12 protein-coding genes and 2 tRNA genes are annotated in these 16,972 nt (G+C 65.7%); 12 read left to right on the plus strand and 2 right to left on the minus strand.

The features are described 5' to 3' along the window. The first annotated feature begins 18 nt into the window (after nucleotides 1–18). On the plus strand, nucleotides 19–672 hold the full coding sequence (locus QNO06_RS05985) for an alpha/beta hydrolase (protein ID WP_227913927.1): 654 nt from the start codon (nucleotides 19–21) through the stop codon (nucleotides 670–672). 36 nt (nucleotides 673–708) lie between these two features. Here the strand turns inward: QNO06_RS05985 and QNO06_RS05990 are convergent, their stop codons facing one another. Next, nucleotides 709–939: an RNA-binding S4 domain-containing protein gene (locus QNO06_RS05990; RefSeq protein WP_227913928.1), complete on the minus strand. Its 231-nt coding sequence runs from the start codon at nucleotides 937–939 to the stop codon at nucleotides 709–711. A gap of 76 nt (nucleotides 940–1,015) precedes the next feature. On the opposite strand from QNO06_RS05990, the gene QNO06_RS05995 reads away from it, so the two are divergent. From QNO06_RS05995 to QNO06_RS06005, 3 genes are all read left to right on the plus strand, one after another. Beyond that, a complete protein-coding gene (locus tag QNO06_RS05995) occupies nucleotides 1,016–2,029 on the plus strand; it encodes a DMT family transporter (protein ID WP_442860188.1) in 1,014 nt (337 codons plus the stop codon). A 187-nt stretch (nucleotides 2,030–2,216) separates the two neighbouring features. Then, nucleotides 2,217–3,605, plus strand: coding sequence for a glycine--tRNA ligase (locus QNO06_RS06000; protein ID WP_227913929.1), 1,389 nt, complete (start codon nucleotides 2,217–2,219; stop codon nucleotides 3,603–3,605). Next, on the plus strand, nucleotides 3,605–4,510 hold the full coding sequence (locus QNO06_RS06005; RefSeq protein WP_227913930.1) for a GNAT family N-acetyltransferase: 906 nt from the start codon (nucleotides 3,605–3,607) through the stop codon (nucleotides 4,508–4,510). Before QNO06_RS06000 ends, QNO06_RS06005 begins: the two co-directional genes overlap by 1 nt. A 101-nt stretch (nucleotides 4,511–4,611) precedes the next feature. Here QNO06_RS06005 and QNO06_RS06010 read toward each other — a convergent pair whose 3' ends face one another. After that, nucleotides 4,612–5,190 (minus strand): TetR/AcrR family transcriptional regulator, encoded by a 579-nt coding sequence (locus QNO06_RS06010; RefSeq protein WP_227913931.1) that lies wholly within the window; start codon nucleotides 5,188–5,190, stop codon nucleotides 4,612–4,614. A gap of 131 nt (nucleotides 5,191–5,321) precedes the next feature. Between QNO06_RS06010 and dusB the strand changes: the two genes are divergently transcribed. From dusB to QNO06_RS06050, 8 genes are all read left to right on the plus strand, one after another. Continuing rightward, on the plus strand, nucleotides 5,322–6,494 hold the full coding sequence (dusB, locus tag QNO06_RS06015; RefSeq protein ID WP_227913932.1) for a tRNA dihydrouridine synthase DusB: 1,173 nt from the start codon (nucleotides 5,322–5,324) through the stop codon (nucleotides 6,492–6,494). An 8-nt stretch (nucleotides 6,495–6,502) separates the two neighbouring features. Next, nucleotides 6,503–7,786 (plus strand): deoxyguanosinetriphosphate triphosphohydrolase, encoded by a 1,284-nt coding sequence (locus tag QNO06_RS06020; RefSeq protein WP_227913933.1) that lies wholly within the window; start codon nucleotides 6,503–6,505, stop codon nucleotides 7,784–7,786. 146 nt (nucleotides 7,787–7,932) lie between these two features. Beyond that, nucleotides 7,933–11,322: a thioester domain-containing protein gene (locus QNO06_RS06025; RefSeq protein ID WP_227913934.1), complete on the plus strand. Its 3,390-nt coding sequence runs from the start codon at nucleotides 7,933–7,935 to the stop codon at nucleotides 11,320–11,322. Nucleotides 11,323–11,472: 150 nt separating this feature from the next. Continuing rightward, complete coding sequence (dnaG, locus tag QNO06_RS06030; RefSeq protein WP_227913935.1) at nucleotides 11,473–13,443, plus strand: DNA primase; 1,971 nt, start codon at nucleotides 11,473–11,475, stop codon at nucleotides 13,441–13,443. Between the two features lie 72 nt (nucleotides 13,444–13,515). Next, nucleotides 13,516–13,591 (plus strand) — tRNA-Asn (locus tag QNO06_RS06035). A 138-nt stretch (nucleotides 13,592–13,729) separates the two neighbouring features. After that, nucleotides 13,730–13,805 (plus strand) — tRNA-Asn (locus tag QNO06_RS06040). 337 nt (nucleotides 13,806–14,142) lie between these two features. Continuing rightward, entirely contained in the window at nucleotides 14,143–15,315 is a 1,173-nt protein-coding gene (locus QNO06_RS06045) for an NAD(P)-dependent malic enzyme (RefSeq protein ID WP_227913936.1), read from the plus strand. A 152-nt stretch (nucleotides 15,316–15,467) separates the two neighbouring features. After that, nucleotides 15,468–16,898: a sugar porter family MFS transporter gene (locus QNO06_RS06050; RefSeq protein WP_227913937.1), complete on the plus strand. Its 1,431-nt coding sequence runs from the start codon at nucleotides 15,468–15,470 to the stop codon at nucleotides 16,896–16,898. Nucleotides 16,899–16,972: the final 74 nt, after the last annotated feature.

Raw genomic sequence — 16,972 nt, forward strand, 5'->3', positions numbered from 1 at the left:
CGTGCCAGAATTGGACCCATGACTTTCGAGAATCCCGTTGTCCTGTGGTCCAAGCCTGAAGCCGAACGCGCCGGCACTCCGCTGCTCGTCCTTTTTCACGGTCACCTGGCCAACGAGGAGGACCTCATGGGCCTCACCGACTACCTCCCGGCAGAGTTCACCATCGCCTCGGTGCGGGCCCCGCAGGCAATGGGCCCCGGCTACACCTGGTTCCCGCTGACGGCTGACGCCGACTACTCCGTGGAGGCCGTGGTGGACTCAGTATCCGCCGTGTCCGACTGGCTGGACGGCATCAGCACCGGGCACAGCAGCGTGAGCATGCTGGGCTTCTCCATGGGGATGGCCGTTGCCACCTCGCTGCTGCGCCACCGCCCCCGGGACTTCGCCGCCGTCGTCGGGCTGTCCGGTTTTGTAGTGCCCTCGCAGGACCACGCGTTCTTTTCTGACGGCGAGCTGGCGGAGCGCAAGGTGCCGTTCTTCTGGGGCCGGGACCAGGCCGACCCGGTGATCGACGCAGCCCGGATCGAATACACGCACGCCTGGCTCAATACGCACACTGCGCTGACCAAGATCCTGTACTCGAACATGGGCCACGGCATTAACATGCAGGAGCTGGGGCACGTGAAGGAATTCCTCACGCATACGGTGCTGCGCGGCGCCCGGACGTCCTAATCCGGACGTCCCAGCGCCGCCGTCCGGGCCGAAAGGTCAGCCTTCGCGGACAATCCGGACAGTTTCACCGTTCACGGTTACTTCGTCACCGGCGTGCAGCTGCCGGCCGCGCCGCTCCTCGATGTCGCCGTTGACCTTCACCAGGCCGTCTTCGATCAGTTGCTTGGCATGGATGCCGTCTTCGGCCAGGTTCGCGAGTTTGAGCAGCTGGCCGAGGCGGATCATTTCGTCGCGGATGGGCAGGTCTTGGGCATCGGGGGAACTCATCCTTCCATTCTGCCCGATGACGACGACGCCGGACGCAGGGGAACGGCGGGCACGCGGGCGGCGGTAGGGTGGACGCGTGCCAAATGCTGTGCGGATGTCCCCGCTGATCGGTCTGCCCCTGTCCCTCCTCGCCGGCGTCGCCATGCCGGTCCAGACGCGCGTGAACGGAACCCTCGGACAGCGGCTTGACGACGGCCTGGCCGCTGCACTGGTCAGCTTTACCGTTGGCTTGGTAGTGATGAGCGCCATCAGCGTCGTCCTTCCGCGCGGGCGCGCCGGCGCCTCCCAGTTGCTGCCTGCCCTGCGCGAACGGCGCTTTCCGCGCTACTACGTACTGGCCGGCATGATCGGCGGCTATTTTGTTCTTTCCCAGACCCTTACCGTCGCCGTGCTGGGCGTCGCCGTGTTCACGGTGGCCGCAGTCGCCGGGCAGACCCTGACCGGACTGGTGGTGGACCGGCTCGGGATCGGCCCCGCCGGTAAGAAGGCGCTGACCGTGATGCGCGTGGTGGGAGCGGTGCTGACCATTGCCGCGGTGGCCTGGGCTGTCAGCCCGAAGCTGACCGGCGGGCAGGATCCGTCCGCCTGGCTGCTGCCGGTGCTGCTGCCGCTGACGGCCGGCATGCTGATGAGTTTCCAGCAGGCCATGAACGGCACTACGGGCATGCACTACGGCACTCCCATCACGGCCACGCTGGTGAACTTCATCTCGGGCACCGTCCTGCTGGCCGTGATGTGGGGCATCAAGGTGGCTGTGTCCGGTCTGGGCAACCCGCTGCCGGGAGAATGGTGGCTGTACCTGGGCGGCCCGATGGGGTGCGTCTTTATTGGCCTGGCAGCGCTGCTGGTGCGCAGCCTGGGAGTGCTGCTGACGAGCCTCGGCCTGATCGGCGGACAGCTGATCGGCTCCCTGCTGCTCGATATTGTCTTCCCGGCCCCGGGAACCACAGTGGTGGCAGCCACGGTGCTCGGCACCCTGCTGACCCTGGCCGCCATTGTGCTGGCCACCCTGCCGTGGAACATGCCCGGCGGCGGTCCGTTCCGCCGTCGCCGTTCCTCCCGGCCGGACACCGCCGGCACGCCCCGCTGAGACGGGCAGCGACGCACCGAACGGCTCCGGTAGGTGGGCGGGCCCTGCTCGCCTTAAGCTGGTAGTTAAGCTTTGCCTGTTGGCACTGTCCCCGCATGCCCTTTGAAGCTGCGCGGACGGGCCCGGGACCACGAGCGGACCGCACCCAGCGGCCCTGTATACACGAAAAGAACGGCGGTACCATTCCATGGCTTCGACCAAATCCAAGCTGGATCCGATCATCTCCCTGGCCAAGCGCAGGGGCTTCGTTTTCCAGTCGGGTGAGATTTACGGCGGTTCCCGGTCCGCATGGGATTACGGCCCCCTGGGTGTCGAGCTCAAGGAAAACATCAAGAAGCAGTGGTGGCAGCACATGGTCCGCGGCCGCGACGACGTCGTAGGCCTGGACTCGGCCGTCATCCTGCCGCGCCAGGTCTGGGAAGCATCAGGCCACGTGGAGGTCTTCTCCGATCCGCTGGTCGAGTGCCTGAGCTGCCACAAGCGCTACCGTGCCGACCACCTCGAAGAGGCTTACGAGGAAAAGAAGGGCCACGCCCCTGAGAACGGCCTGGCCGATATTGCCTGTGCCAACTGCGGCACCAAGGGACAGTGGACCGAACCGCAGGAATTCTCCGGCCTGCTCAAGACCTTCCTGGGCCCGGTGGCCAACGAGGAAGGGATGCACTACCTGCGCCCGGAAACCGCGCAGGGCATCTTCGTGAACTTCAACAACGTGCTGACCACCTCGCGGAAGAAGCCGCCGTTCGGCATCGGCCAGATCGGCAAGAGCTTCCGCAACGAAATCACGCCGGGTAACTTCATCTTCCGCACCCGCGAGTTCGAGCAGATGGAAATGGAGTTCTTCGTTGAGCCGGGCACGGACGAGGAATGGCACAAGTACTGGATCGAAAACCGCTTCAACTGGTATGTGGGCCTGGGCATCGATCCCGAAAACCTGCGGCTGTTCGAGCACCCGCTGGAAAAGCTGAGCCACTACTCCAAGGGCACCACCGACGTCGAATACCGCTTCGGCTTCCAGGGCTCCGAGTGGGGCGAGCTGGAAGGCATTGCCAACCGCACCGACTTCGACCTCGGCACGCACTCCAAGCACTCCGGCACGGACCTGAGCTACTTCAACCAGGCCACCAACGAGCGTTTCACCCCGTACGTGATTGAGCCCGCCGCCGGCCTGACCCGTTCCTTCATGGCGTTCCTGGTGGACTCCTACACCGAGGACGAGGCCCCCAACGCCAAGGGCGGAGTGGACAAGCGCACCGTCCTGAAACTGGATCCGCGCCTCGCCCCGGTCAAGGCCGCCGTGCTGCCGCTGAGCCGCAACGAGGACCTCTCGCCCAAGGCCAAGGACCTCGCCGCGCAGCTGCGCCGGAACTGGAACATCGACTTCGACGACGCCGGCGCCATTGGCCGCCGCTACCGCCGCCAGGACGAGATCGGCACCCCGTTCTGCATCACCGTGGACTTCGACACCCTCGAGGATCAGGCCGTCACCGTGCGTGAACGCGACACGATGGCCCAGGAGCGGGTGAGCCTGGACAAGGTCGAGGGCTACCTCGCCGAACGCCTGATCGGCGCGTAATGGCTCTTTCATTCCGCGAATGGCGTGAAGACGACGATCTCAAGCTGAACCAGCTCTGGGGCGATCCGGAGAGCGTGCAGGCCGGCCAGTTTCGTGCCGTGCTCCGCCCGTCCTCCAACGAACCGTGGAGCCGCTGCATTGTGGCCGAAGACGACGGTATCCCCGTGGCCGCCGGGGTGGTCTACGAGACCAGCCTGCACCCGGACCGGCTCTGGGCCTACGTGGAGGTAGCCCGGGAAAACCGGCGCGCAGGCCTCGGCAGCACCCTGCTGGGCATGCTTCGCAAGGAAGCCGAATCCGCGCCGTCGGGCGTGCGGAAGCTGCGCGCGAAGGTGGAGCCGGGCACCCCGGGCGCAAAGTTCGCCGAAGCTGTCGGGCTGACACCCATCCAGCGCTCGGCCGTGATTGTGGTGGAGCCGGGCAAGCTGAAACTGCCCGTGTTCACCGACGACGGTCCCCAGCTGGACGAGGCCGCCACCGGTTCGGTGGAGCTGACCTCAGCGGTGACGGAGTTCTACAACTCGGTGCACGGCTGGGACCGGGCGGACATGAACCTGGGCCGGGCCCAGCAGATGCTGCTCAATGACGCCACCGGTGCCTCCGGAGCCATTGTGCTGCGGGACAAGCCAAAGAAGGACGGCGGGAAGATTGCCGCCTTCGCGGTGAGCTACACGCAGGAACGCACTGACGAGCCTGCGGACGTGCTGGTGGGCTATGACACCACGCTGGACGACGCCGAGGCGCAGGCCGCCGTGGAGTCGCTCATCGCCATGCTGGCGTACCAGTATCCGGTGCAGCTGGAAATCGACGAGTCCATGACTGCCGTGGTCCGCGCACTGGAACCGCTGACCCGTGCCGGGGTGGCCCGGCAGGTCGGCAGCGAAACGCTGATCCTCAGCGACTAGGCGTTACCGGCGCCGAAAGCGGCGGTCCCTGCATCGAGGATTACTTCGATTCCGGGGGCCGCCGCTTTTCTGTTTGCGGCGGCTGCGGCCGGAAAGAGCGGCTAGGACTTGAGCTGGCCGGACAGGGCATACAGCACTGAGTCCGTGACCTTTTCCAGCGGGCGTTCGGGGTCAAACACCAGCCAGTCCAGGGCAGCCATCAGGGTGGCGCCGAAAACACTGCCGGCTATCAGCATCACATTGTCCGGGCCGTCGGTCCCGTTCTCCTGCACGGTCTCACGGATCGGTTCCACGAACTCGGCCAGCGCCTCCTGGCGCAGCAGGTGCATGGAGTGCTGCCAGGTGCGGTCGGTGCGCAGGATTTCGGCGGCCATCAGCTTGGCCAGCGCCCGGTTTTCGTACAGCAGTTCCAGGAGGGCCCGGACCATGGACTCGATGGCAGGCCAGCCCGTACGGCCGCTCCGTGCTGTCCGCAGCGAATCAGTCAGGGAGCCCACACCCTCCAGCGTCAGCTTCTCGAAAAGCTTGTCCTTGGAGGAGAAGTTGTAATAGAGGCTGCCCTTGGCCACACCGGCCCGTTCGGCCACGTCATCCATGGTGGTGCCGGAGATGCCGTTCGCTGCGGCTAGTTCCAGCGCGGCATCCAGTATGGCGCGCTGGGTTCCGGATTCGCGTGGCATGCGGCAGTACGTCCTTCACGATGGAAAACATCTCTTCCACTGATCTTAGTTGGCGGCGCAACCGGGCGCGTTTACCGGAAGGTGCAGCGGTGTTCTGAGCAGGATTTGCATCCACTTGCGAGAATAGACAGGTGACTGTTCTATCTCCGGAGCTCAAGCTCGAGCTTCCCCCGCTGCAATTAGGCCCCATCACTGTGGACACCCCGGTGATTCTGGCTCCCATGGCCGGTATTACCAACAAGGCCTTCCGCCGGCTCTGCCGTGAATACGGCGGCGGCCTCTACGTGACCGAAATGGTCACCTCGCGCGCCCTGGTGGAACGTTCGCCGGAGTCGATGCGCATCATCAAGCACGACGACGACGAAAAGGTCCGCTCCGTCCAGCTGTACGGTGTGGACCCCAAGACCGTCGGTGCAGCCGTCCGCCTCCTGGTGGAGGAAGACCGCGCCGACCACATCGACCTGAACTTCGGCTGCCCGGTGCCCAAGGTCACCCGCAAGGGCGGCGGCTCGGCGCTGCCCTGGAAGCTGGACCTGTTCACCGCCATTGTGCAGACCGCCGTGAAGGAAGCTTCCCGCGGCAACGTGCCCCTGACCATCAAGATGCGCAAGGGCATTGACGAGGACCACCTGACCTTCCTTGACGCGGGGAAGATCGCCCGCGACTCCGGGGTGGCCGCGGTGACCCTGCACGGCCGCACGGCCTCGCAGTTCTACTCCGGCAAGGCCGACTGGTCCGCCATCGCCGAACTGCGCGAAGCCCTGCCGGACATGAACGTCCTGGGCAACGGCGACATCTGGTCCGCCGAGGACGCGATCCGCATGGTGCGCGAAACCGGTGTGGACGGCGTCGTCATCGGCCGCGGCTGCCAGGGCCGGCCCTGGCTGTTCGGTGACCTGGAGGCCGCCTTCGAGGGCAGCACCGAACGGCACCGGCCCGGACTGAAGCAGGTTTCGGACAGCGTGTACCGGCATGCCGAGTTGCTGGTGGAGACCTTCGGGGACGAAGTCATTGCCCTGCGCGACATCCGCAAGCACATGGCCTGGTACTTCAAGGGCTACGTGGTCGGGGGAGACCTCCGCGCTAAACTGGCGACGGTACCGTCCCTGGCGGTGCTCCGTGAACTGCTGGACCAGCTGGATCCCGAAGCTCCGTACCCCGGCGCCGACGCCGAGGGACCGCGCGGACGGGCCGGCACACCCAAAAAGACAGCGCTGCCGGAAGGCTGGCTGGACGGGCGGGAACTGAACGCCTCCCAGAAAGCCATCATTTCGGCAGCTGAACTCGACGTATCAGGCGGCTAAAGCAACCCATGACCTTCCCGCAGGCAGTTTCCACCGCAGGCTATACCGATGTTGACCTGGCCCGTTGGGTTACCGAGCCGGCCAAAAACACCAACCGCACGCAGTTCGGCCGTGACCGGGCGCGGGTGCTGCATTCTTCCGCGCTGCGCCGGCTCGGGGCCAAAACCCAGGTGGTGGCCCCGGATACGGATGACTTCGTGCGGACACGGCTGACGCACAGCTTGGAAGTGGCCCAGGTGGGCCGGGAACTGGGCAACGCGCTGGGCTGCGACCCCGACGTCGTCGATGCCGCCTGCCTCTCCCATGACCTGGGGCACCCGCCCTTCGGCCACAACGGCGAGACCGCGCTGAACGACATAGCGCACGTGATCGGCGGGTTCGAGGGCAACGCCCAGACACTGCGGCTGCTGACCCGGCTGGAACCGAAGATCATCGCCCCGGACGGCACGCCGGCCGGGCTGAACCTGACCCGCGCCAGCCTGGACGCCGCCACCAAGTACCCGTGGTCCATCGCCGACGCCCCGCTGGTTAACGGGCACCGCACCACCAAGTTCGGCGTGTACGAGGATGACCTGCCGGTCTTCACCTGGCTGCGCGACGGCGCCCCCGAGGGCCGCTCCTGCCTCGAGGCCCAGGTCATGGACCTGGCCGATGACATCTCCTACTCCGTGCACGACGTCGAGGACGCCATTGTCGCCGGCCACGTGCAGCTCAAGTGGCTGGACAACCCCGACCAGCGGGCCCGCGTAGTCGGCTACACGCAGCAGTGGTACCTGCCCGGCGTCGACCCCGCTGCCATTGAGGCGGCACTGGCACGGCTGGAAGCAACCCGGGTGTGGGTCCGGGAGTCTGATGGCAGCCGCCGCGCCATGGCCGCGCTGAAGGACATGACCAGCCAACTGATCGGCAGGTTCTGCAACAGTGCCCTGGAAGCCACCCGCGGCATTTACGGCAGGGACCCGCTGACGCGCTACAACGCCCAGATGGTGGTCCCCGAGGACACCGCACTGGAAATCGCAGTGATGAAGGGCCTGGCCACCACCTTCGTGATGACCACCGACCAGCGCCAGCCGCTGTATGAGCGCCAGCGGGAGATCCTCACGGCCCTGGTTGCCCAGCTCTCCGCCACCGGGGACAAGCACCTGGAGCCGATGTTCGCTGCCGACTGGCAGGACGCGGCCGACGACGGCGCCCGGCTGCGCGTGGTGGTGGACCAGGTCGCCTCGCTGACGGACGGCTCGGCGCTTGCCCTGCACGAGCGGCTGGTAGGACCGGTTCCGGCGCTCTGGTAGGGACTTTCCCTGGGATCTTTGCAGGATTGCGCGGCTGCTCTCTGGTGGACGGCCGTTTGGGCAGTTAGCCTCTGGCGCGGGGTGGTTCAGCGTCTTCCGATTCACTGACGGGAGATGTCGGCCGATCGAGCGCACCCGAGGTCCTGATGAGCCCCCAGCAATCCCGTGTACCCCGCCCCCGCCGCCACGTCTTTGGATGGACCCGGCAATCCCGGTTCCGCAGCGTCCTGGTGTTCCTGACGGGCCTGCTGCTGATGGTCGTTCCGCTCGCGGTGCCTGCGCAGGCTGTCATCGATCCGGGACCGCCGCCGAATCAGGCGCCGATCGCGGACGCCAACACCGATATTGTCATCACCTCCACGGGGGCCGGTGTCAGCAATGTGCCGGGAGCACTGCCACCGGTGGGAACCAGCTGGCCGATAACGGCCTACCCCACCAGCATTCCCTCCGGATACGAGAGGGAGACCGTAGGCTTCGCCGGCATCATCAACACCCAGGAAGTCGACGGGACCACCACGGCACAGATGTACTGCATTGATATCCGTACACCTACCGGCATCGGCTACGGGTATGAAAACGGGTCATGGGATGAGTCCAACGTTCCCAACATCGGATACGTTAACCGGATCCTGAACACCTATTATCCGAATACCAATCAGCCCGCCGGACTTACCGATAACCGGAAAGCCGCCGCCGTGCAGGCCGCCATCTGGTTCTTCACGGACGGTTACGTGGTCAATCCCACGAACAACCTGTATTCCGCGGTTGCCTCGATTGTGAACGCCACCATTGCTGCGGGACCGCTTACCGAGCCGGACGCCCCGGACATCTCCATCACGCCGGCCACGGCCGAAGCAGCGGTCACAGGGGTTGCGGGACCCTACACCGTCACTTCGGAGGCAGCGGAAATCACCGTCACGGCTGATGAGGGGTTTGGGCTCTTCGCAGATGCGGCAGGGACCGTGCCGCTAACCAATCCCGTAGCCAGCGGCACCCAGGTGTGGGTGCGGAGCGAGGACGGCGGCACCGGGCCGGCCACCGTGACGGCGCGCGCCACGGTTACCGTCCCCACGGGTAACGTCTATCTCTACGACGGCGCGACCCCCGGGGTGAATGCCGCGCAGAAGCTGATCCTGGCCGCCACCCGGGAGCTGAGTTCCGCTGCCAGTGCCACGGCGGAGTTCTTCGAGGTGGGCTCCCTGGCCGTCACCAAGTCCATTGAAGGCCCCGCCGCCGGCAGCCAGGACGCGGTGGTGATCAGCATCGACTGCGGACCCGGATATCAGTTCACGTTCAATATCGCCGCCGAATCCACCGGGGCGCCGTCGGAGACCTTCACCGACATCCCGGCAGGTTCCGTCTGTACCATTACCGAGCCCACCAACGGTGCCAATGCAAGTGTCGCGGTGAGCACAAGCATTGTGCCGACTGCAGTGACGATCCCCTCGGGTACCGCGGCGACGGCGACGGTCACGGACACCTACACCTTCACCTCCGGGACACTGGTGGTTACCAAAACCAATACGGGGGAGGCAGCCGGCGCGCAGGGCGAGGTGACGATCTCCGTGGTCTGCACCCTGGACGGGGCCACGGTACTGAATGAAACGGTGACTATCCCTGAAGGGACGCTTACGCCGCAGGCAGCAGAATTCCCCAACATCGCCGTAGGCTCCAGCTGCACGGTGACGGAAACCGGAAGGGGGGAGACCACTGCCGTGGCGGTCACTGTCGAAGGCGAGGGGACTGTGGTCGTTCCGCCGACAGGGAGCGTTACTGCCGCACTGACCAACACCTACACGTTCAATCCCGGGACGCTTGCGGTGCGCAAGGACATCACCGGGTCCGGGGCGGGCCGGCAGGGCGTTGTGACACTGCAGGTCACCTGCAGTTCCGGTGCAGGCCGAACCATCACCATTCCGGCCGGCACCACCGAACCCATAACGGAGGAAATCACGGGGCTTCCCGCCGGGACCACCTGCACCGTCACGGAGACAGCGGACGGTGCGACCACAGAGGTCAGCGTCAGCACCGTGATCGATCCGGCCGGCGGAGCAGTAACCATCCCGGCCGGCGACGGCGTGGAGGTTACGGTCACGGACACGTACACAGTAAATCCTGGGGCAGTACTGGTGAACAAGACCATTGCCGGCCCGTCGGCGGGCGAGCAGGGCGAGGTCACCCTGGAGGTGACCTGCACCCTGGAGAGCGCGGTGGTGGCAGAGGGGACCTTCACCGTCGCAACCGGTGCCACCGGAACCGTTGCGGCGGGCACCCTGACCGGCATCCCGGAAGGCGCGAGCTGCGCCTTCACCGAACCCGTCACGGGGGAGAGTACTGAAATAGGCGTGGTGGTGGACCTGCCTGATTCCGTGACCATCGCCGCAGGTGCCACCGCCACGGCTACTGTGACGGACACCTATAGCGAGAATCCCGGCACCCTGATCGTCACCAAGCTCATTACCGGTGAGGCGGCCGGAAACCAGGACGCGGTGGAGGTAGCCGTGCTTTGCACTCTGGCCGGGGAAACGGTCTTCGAGGAATCCTCGGAGATCCCTGCCGGAGAGACCGGAGAGGTAGGTGCACAGTTCCTGAACATTCCGGCAGGTGCCTCCTGTGCCATCACGGAACCGGTCACCGGAGCCACTGAGTTTGTCCAGGTCAGCTCCGAGCTCCCGACACCGGTCACCATAGCGCCTGGCGGCAGGGACAGTGCGACGGTAACCAACACATACACCTTTACCCCCGGAACCTTGGCCGTCACCAAGGAGTTTGCCGGTGACGCGGCAGGAGCGCAGGGCGAAGTAGTGCTGCAGGTGACCTGTGGGCCGGACGGTTCGGTCCTGGATGAAACCGTGACCATTCCCGCCGGGACCGCCGAAACGGTGACCAGGAATTTCGAGGAGCTGCCCGCGGGCACGGAATGCACTGTCACGGAGACTGAAAGCGGGGCAACAACGACGGTCTCGGTGGACACGGTGATCACTGATCCGGTCACTATCCCCGCGGCGGGCGGTGCGGAGCTGACGGTGACCAACACCTACGGCTTTAATCCCGGCGTGCTGGTGGTCACCAAGGTCATCGCCGGAGCTGCCGCAGGCACACAGGGCGACATTGTCCTGGAAGTCCGGTGCGGCACCGATGGGTCCGCGTTGGATGAAACCGTGAGCATTCCCGCTGGCGCCACGGGGGACGTATCTACGGAATTTGCAGGTTTGACCGCCGGCGCCGAATGCACCGTCACGGAGACCAGCACCGGGGCCACTGCCTCCGTCACCGTGGAGTCCGAGCTGCCCGGTCCGGTTACGGTGCCGGCCAGCGAAACCGTTACGGCTGTTATCACCAACACCTACAGTTCCGTAGCCCCCGGACCCGAGCCGCGGCCGGAGCCCTTTAACCCGGTCCGGCCCAACCTCCCGAGCACCGGGCTGGAGATACCCGCAGGGGTCTATCTGGCACTGGGCGCCGGACTCTGCCTGCTCGGCGGACTGGGGATATACCTGACCCGGCGTCGGGAAGAGGAGCGCCGCGAAGAGTAAGGGTGCTCGCGAAGCCTGAGGGGAGGCCCGGACGCCTGGGGGAGTCCGGGCCTCCTTGGGCAAGCGCACCGCTTGGTGCGGTCCCCGGACTTCCTGATCGGGAAGTTATATCGGGAATTGTGCAGGCGTTTGGGAAGTAAAGTTGAAGTCATGGCCGGATTGATCAAGCGTGAAGACATCGATGAGGTGCGCCTGCGCACCGACATCAAGGCCGTGATTGACGGATATGTGACTCTCAAATCCGCAGGCATCGGCTCCTTCAAGGGGCTGTGCCCCTTCCACGACGAGCGCTCGCCGTCCTTTCATGTCCGTCCCCAGGTGGGCACCTACCACTGTTTCGGCTGCGGGGAGAGCGGCGACGTCATCTCCTTTGTGCAGAAGATGGACCACGGCACCTTCTCCGAGACGGTGGAAAAGCTTGCCGCCCGGCTCGGCTACGAACTGCACTACGAAGACGGCACCGGCCCGCGCAAGGAAGACGTGGGCAAGCGCCAACGCCTGCTGGACGCGCACAAGGTGGCTGCCGAGTTCTTCCGGAGCCAGCTGGGCACCCCCGGAGCTGCAGCCGCACGGAACTTCCTGCAGGAACGCGGCTTCGACCCGGCCGCCGCCGAGCACTTTGGCGTCGGCTACGCCCCGCAGGGCTGGGACTCGCTGCTCAAGCACCTCACCGCCAAGGGCTTCACCCGTCCCGAACTGGCCGAAACCGGTATGTTCTCCACCGGCTCGGACGCGTCAAGGTTTTACGACCGGTTCCGCGGGCGGCTGATCTGGCCCATCCGCGATCTCACCGGCTCTGTGATCGGCTTCGGTGCCCGCAAGCTCTACGAAGATGACCAGGGGCCGAAGTACCTGAACACCCCGGAAACCCCGCTGTACAAGAAATCCCAGGTGCTTTACGGCATCGACCTCGCCAAGCGGGACATCGCCAAGACCCGCCAGATCGTGGTCGTGGAAGGCTACACGGACGTGATGGCCTGCCACCTGGCCGGCATCACCACCGCGGTGGCTACCTGCGGCACCGCCTTTGGTACCGACCACATCAAGATTGCCCGCCGGCTGCTCTCCGACGACGGAACCGGGGGAGAGGTCATCTTCACGTTCGACGGCGACGCCGCCGGGCAGAAGGCGGCACTTCGCGCGTTCGAAGAGGACCAGCGGTTCACCGCGCAGACCTATGTAGCGGTCGATCCCAACGGGATGGACCCCTGCGACATCCGGCAGACGCATGGTGATTCAGCAGTGGTGGAGCTGATCTCCTCACGGCGCCCGCTCTTTGAGTTCGCAATCCGTTCAACCCTGCGCAAGTTCGATCTGAACACTGTGGAGGGCCGGGTCTCCGCCCTGCGGGCCGCCGCACCGGTAGTGGCGGACATCCGGGACCCGGCCATGCGGCCCGCCTACTCACGCGAGCTCGCCGGGTGGCTGGGCACCGACGTCGACGACGTCACCCGGGCCGTGAACGCGGCCGCCAAGCGCCGCACGGCAGGTTCCGGTGCGGAGAACACGGACACGCCGGCGTCGAACTCCCGCGGCCAGCAGCAGGGCAGGCAGGACTACGGCCAGCAGGGTCGGCAGCAGTACGGCCAGAACCGGAACCCGCAGGGCCAGCAGCAGCAGCCGGAGCCGGAGGCAGCCCCGGCCTTCAACCGCCCCGACCCGAATGATCCCGCCGCCCGGATGGAGCGCCAGGCCCTGGAAGTTGCGCTGCAGCAGCCGGGCCTGCTCGACGCCGGCCAGTGGGAGCGGTTCAAGGCGGCACGGTTCACGGTGCCGGCCTACGTGGCAGTCCATGATGCGATCCGTGCCGCCGGCGACGCCGGAACGGTTCCGGCTGCCTGGGTGGAGCGGGTGCGGGAGGAACTGCCGGACGCGCTGCGCGGTTTCGTCAGTGAACTGGCCGTTACCCCGCTGCCGGCCCGCGACGCCGATGCCCTGGCGCTGTACTGCCGGGACATCCTGAACCGGTTGTTTGAGCTGCAGGTGACGCATTTGAAGGCGGAAAAACTGGGCCAGCTGCAGCGGTTGGATCCCAATGCCGACCCGGAGCTGTTCCACCAGCTCAACCGCGAGCTGATGGACCTGGAGATGCAGCGGCGGGCCCTGCGCGGGGACCAGTAACGGCCCGGATTCTGCGGGCCGGAAGCCGATTTCGTTTCCGGGGAAAACCTCTGTAAAGTAAAACCTGCGCTTTCCCCCGTAGCTCAATTGGCAGAGCATTCGACTGTTAATCGAAGGGTTACTGGTTCGAGTCCAGTCGGGGGAGCCAATGAAGCCCCCGGCCCGTGTTTACATGGGCCGGGGGCTTTTTCTTGCCTGCTTCGTAAGCCGGGCGGGCAGCACAGACCACTGAACCCCCGCGGTTCGTGGGCACCCGAAAGTTCCTGTATAGTTGAGGACGCCGCTTTCCCCCGTAGCTCAATTGGCAGAGCATTCGACTGTTAATCGAAGGGTTACTGGTTCGAGTCCAGTCGGGGGAGCCAGCAAGGGTCTGTAGCCGGAGTCATCCGGGTGCAGACCCTTTTTGTATCCCCCCGTTTTGCCTCTACCGTGTCCCGTTTTCCGGCCTTGCCGCCCGGCATCCCGGCACGCCGAAAGAGCATACTTGCCCGCAGGCACAGCTATGCGCCTACACTGGCCGTAATCGCGCCCGTCACGGCTCGGCCCGGCATCACCGGGCCCCGCCCGCGGGCAGTAAAGGCATCCCATCCTGTTGCCCCTGGCCCGGAGCCCCACGGCTTCCGGTATCCGCTCTGCATGTCCGTTCATCCCGGACCGGCAGGGCGGACCTTCCCTGGACCCAACAGTTGGAGAACCGCTATGTCTGCCACTGCCTCTGAAAACATCACCCAGCCCATCAGCGTCGAAGAAATCTTCGCGGCGCACGAGGGCGGCAAGCTTTCCGTGGAAACGAAGCTGTCCTTGGACTCCAAGCGGGCACTGTCCATTGCCTACACTCCCGGGGTGGCCCAGGTCAGCCGTGCCATCGCGGCCGATCCGGCACTGGCGGCAACCACCACGTGGGCCTCGCGGTTGGTGGTGGTGGTCAGTGACGGCACCGCCGTGCTGGGGCTGGGAAACATCGGTCCGGCAGCATCTTTGCCGGTGATGGAAGGCAAATCGGCCCTCTTCCGTACCTTCGGCGGACTGAATTCCATTCCGCTGGTGCTGGACACCACCAACGTGGACGAGATCATCGAAACACTGGTCCGGCTGCGTCCCAGCTACGGCGCTGTGAACCTGGAGGACATTTCCGCCCCGCGCTGCTTCGAACTGGAACAGCGGCTGATCGAGGCCTTGGATTGCCCGGTCATGCATGATGACCAGCACGGTACCGCCATTGTGGTCCTTGCCGCTCTGGAGAACGCCGCCCGGGTCACGGACCGGGAGCTCGCCGGACTGCGGGTGGTGATCTCCGGTGCCGGTGCCGCCGGAGTCGCCTGTGCCAACATCCTGCTGGAAGCCGGCATGACCGACGTCGTAGTCCTGGACTCCCGGGGAGTGATCGGCCCCGGACGCACAGACCTGACCAGCGTGAAGGAGGACCTCGCCGCCAGGACCAACCCCCGCGGCGTCGACGGCGGGCCAGCCGAAGCGCTGCAGGGGGCCGACGCGTTCATTGGGGTATCTTCCGGAACCGTCGGAGAGGAGCTGCTGGCCGGAATGGCGCCCGATGCGATCATTTTCGCCCTCTCCAACCCGGACCCGGAGGTGCACCCGGACACCGCCCGCCGGTACGCCGCCGTCGTCGCCACCGGCCGCAGCGATTTTCCAAACCAGATAAACAACGTCCTGGCCTTCCCCGGGGTGTTCCGCGGAGCGCTGGACAGCGGTGCCCGCCGGATCACGCCGGCCATGAAGGTCGCCGCTGCAGCAGCGATTGCCAATCTGGTGGGGGAGGAGCTGCGGACGGACTACATTGTGCCGAGCCCGCTGGATCCGCGCGTGGCGCCAGCCGTGGCCGCTGCGGTCGCTGCCGCGGCCCCGGCCTAGCTGCCAATGCGGTACAGAACCCGCACGATTTGCGGTGGGAGGGGTTCCCGGCGAACGCCATGGACGTAGGCTTTTAATTCGCGTGGAGGGGCCTCGGGACACTCCCCGACGGCGCCGTGGGGGACCGGCACAGCTGACCTCGAGGAGCAGGCATGTCATCAGAGGCCGTACCCCCAGCCCCGGAGGACCGGGACCAGGTCAAGCACCCAGTGAAGGCCATCCTAGTCTGCGCCGGTGCGGCGGTGGGCGGGATCCTTTTCGGCTTTGACAGTTCGGCGATCAACGGCGCAGTGGATGCCATCGGCGTGGAGTTCCGCCTCAGCAGCGGTGCCCTGGGCTTCGCGGTGGCCATCGCACTGCTGGGCTGCGCCGTTGGCGCCTGGTTTGCCGGGCAGCTGGCCGATCTGTGGGGCCGGCGGGCCGTGATGGTGGTCTCCGGCATCGTGTTCACCGCGAACTCGATCGGTTCCGCACTGGCCGGCAGCGACGTGGAGCTGATGATCTGGCGGTTCATCGGCGGGCTGGCCATCGGCACGGCGTCGGTGATTGCGCCGGACTACATAGGGGAGATTGCCCCGGTTAAATGGCGCGGCGCCCTGGGCTCCGTGCAGCAGCTGGCCATCACGCTGGGCATCTTCGGGGCACTGCTTTCGGATGCCCTGCTGGCCTCCGGCGGCGGCGCCCTGCAGCAGTTGTGGTGGGGGCTTGAAGCCTGGCGCTGGATGCTGCTGGTTGGTGTGGTGCCGGCCGTTTTCTACGGGATAGTGGCCCTGCTGATTCCCGAATCCCCGCACTATCTGATCCGAAAACACCGGGACAAACAGGCCAAACACGTCCTGGCGGACATCAGCGGCGTTGATGACACAGACGCCAAGGTATCCGAGATCCGGGAGAGCTTCTCCTCCGCTTCCCGTGCCCGCTACCGGGACCTGCGCGGCCCGGCCTTCGGACTGCAGCCCATTCTATGGATCGGGATGACGGTGGCCGCCCTGCAGCAGCTCGTGGGGATCAACGTGATCTTCTACTACTCCACCACACTGTGGCAGTCAGTGGGATTCAGCACAGAGGACTCCTTTACGACGTCGGTGATCACCGCGGTGGTCAACGTGCTGACCACCCTGGTGGCCATTGGATTCGTGGACAGAGTGGGCCGGCGGAAGCTGCTCCTGGCCGGGTCCGTTGGAATGACCCTGGGCTTGCTCGCCACTGCCATAGCCTTCTCCCAATCCGTGGACACCGGCGGCGGCGTTTCGCTGCCCGGCGGGTGGGGACCTGTGGCCCTGATCGGCGCAAACCTGTTTGTGGTCTTCTACGGTGCGTCCTGGGGACCTGTGATGTGGGTGACACTTGGGGAGATCTTTCCCAACCGGATCCGTTCCCTGGGACTGGGCATCGGCGCCATGGTCAACTGGGTTTTCAACTTCATCATCACCCTCGCCTTTCCCTGGGTTAACACCTCGCTGGGCCCGGCATTTGCCTATTCTGCCTTCACTTTTTTCGCCTTCGCCTCGTTCTGGTTCGTAAAGCTGGCGCTGCCCGAGTTCAAGGGCCGGGACCTGGAATCGGGACGCATCGTTCAGTGACCATCTGTCCCCGGTTGGCCATTGCGGCTACCCTGCCCGGACAAGCACTCCTAGGGTTATGCGTAGGCTTAAGT

This window comes from Arthrobacter sp. zg-Y20, assembly GCF_030142075.1.
GTDB lineage: Bacteria > Actinomycetota > Actinomycetes > Actinomycetales > Micrococcaceae > Arthrobacter_B.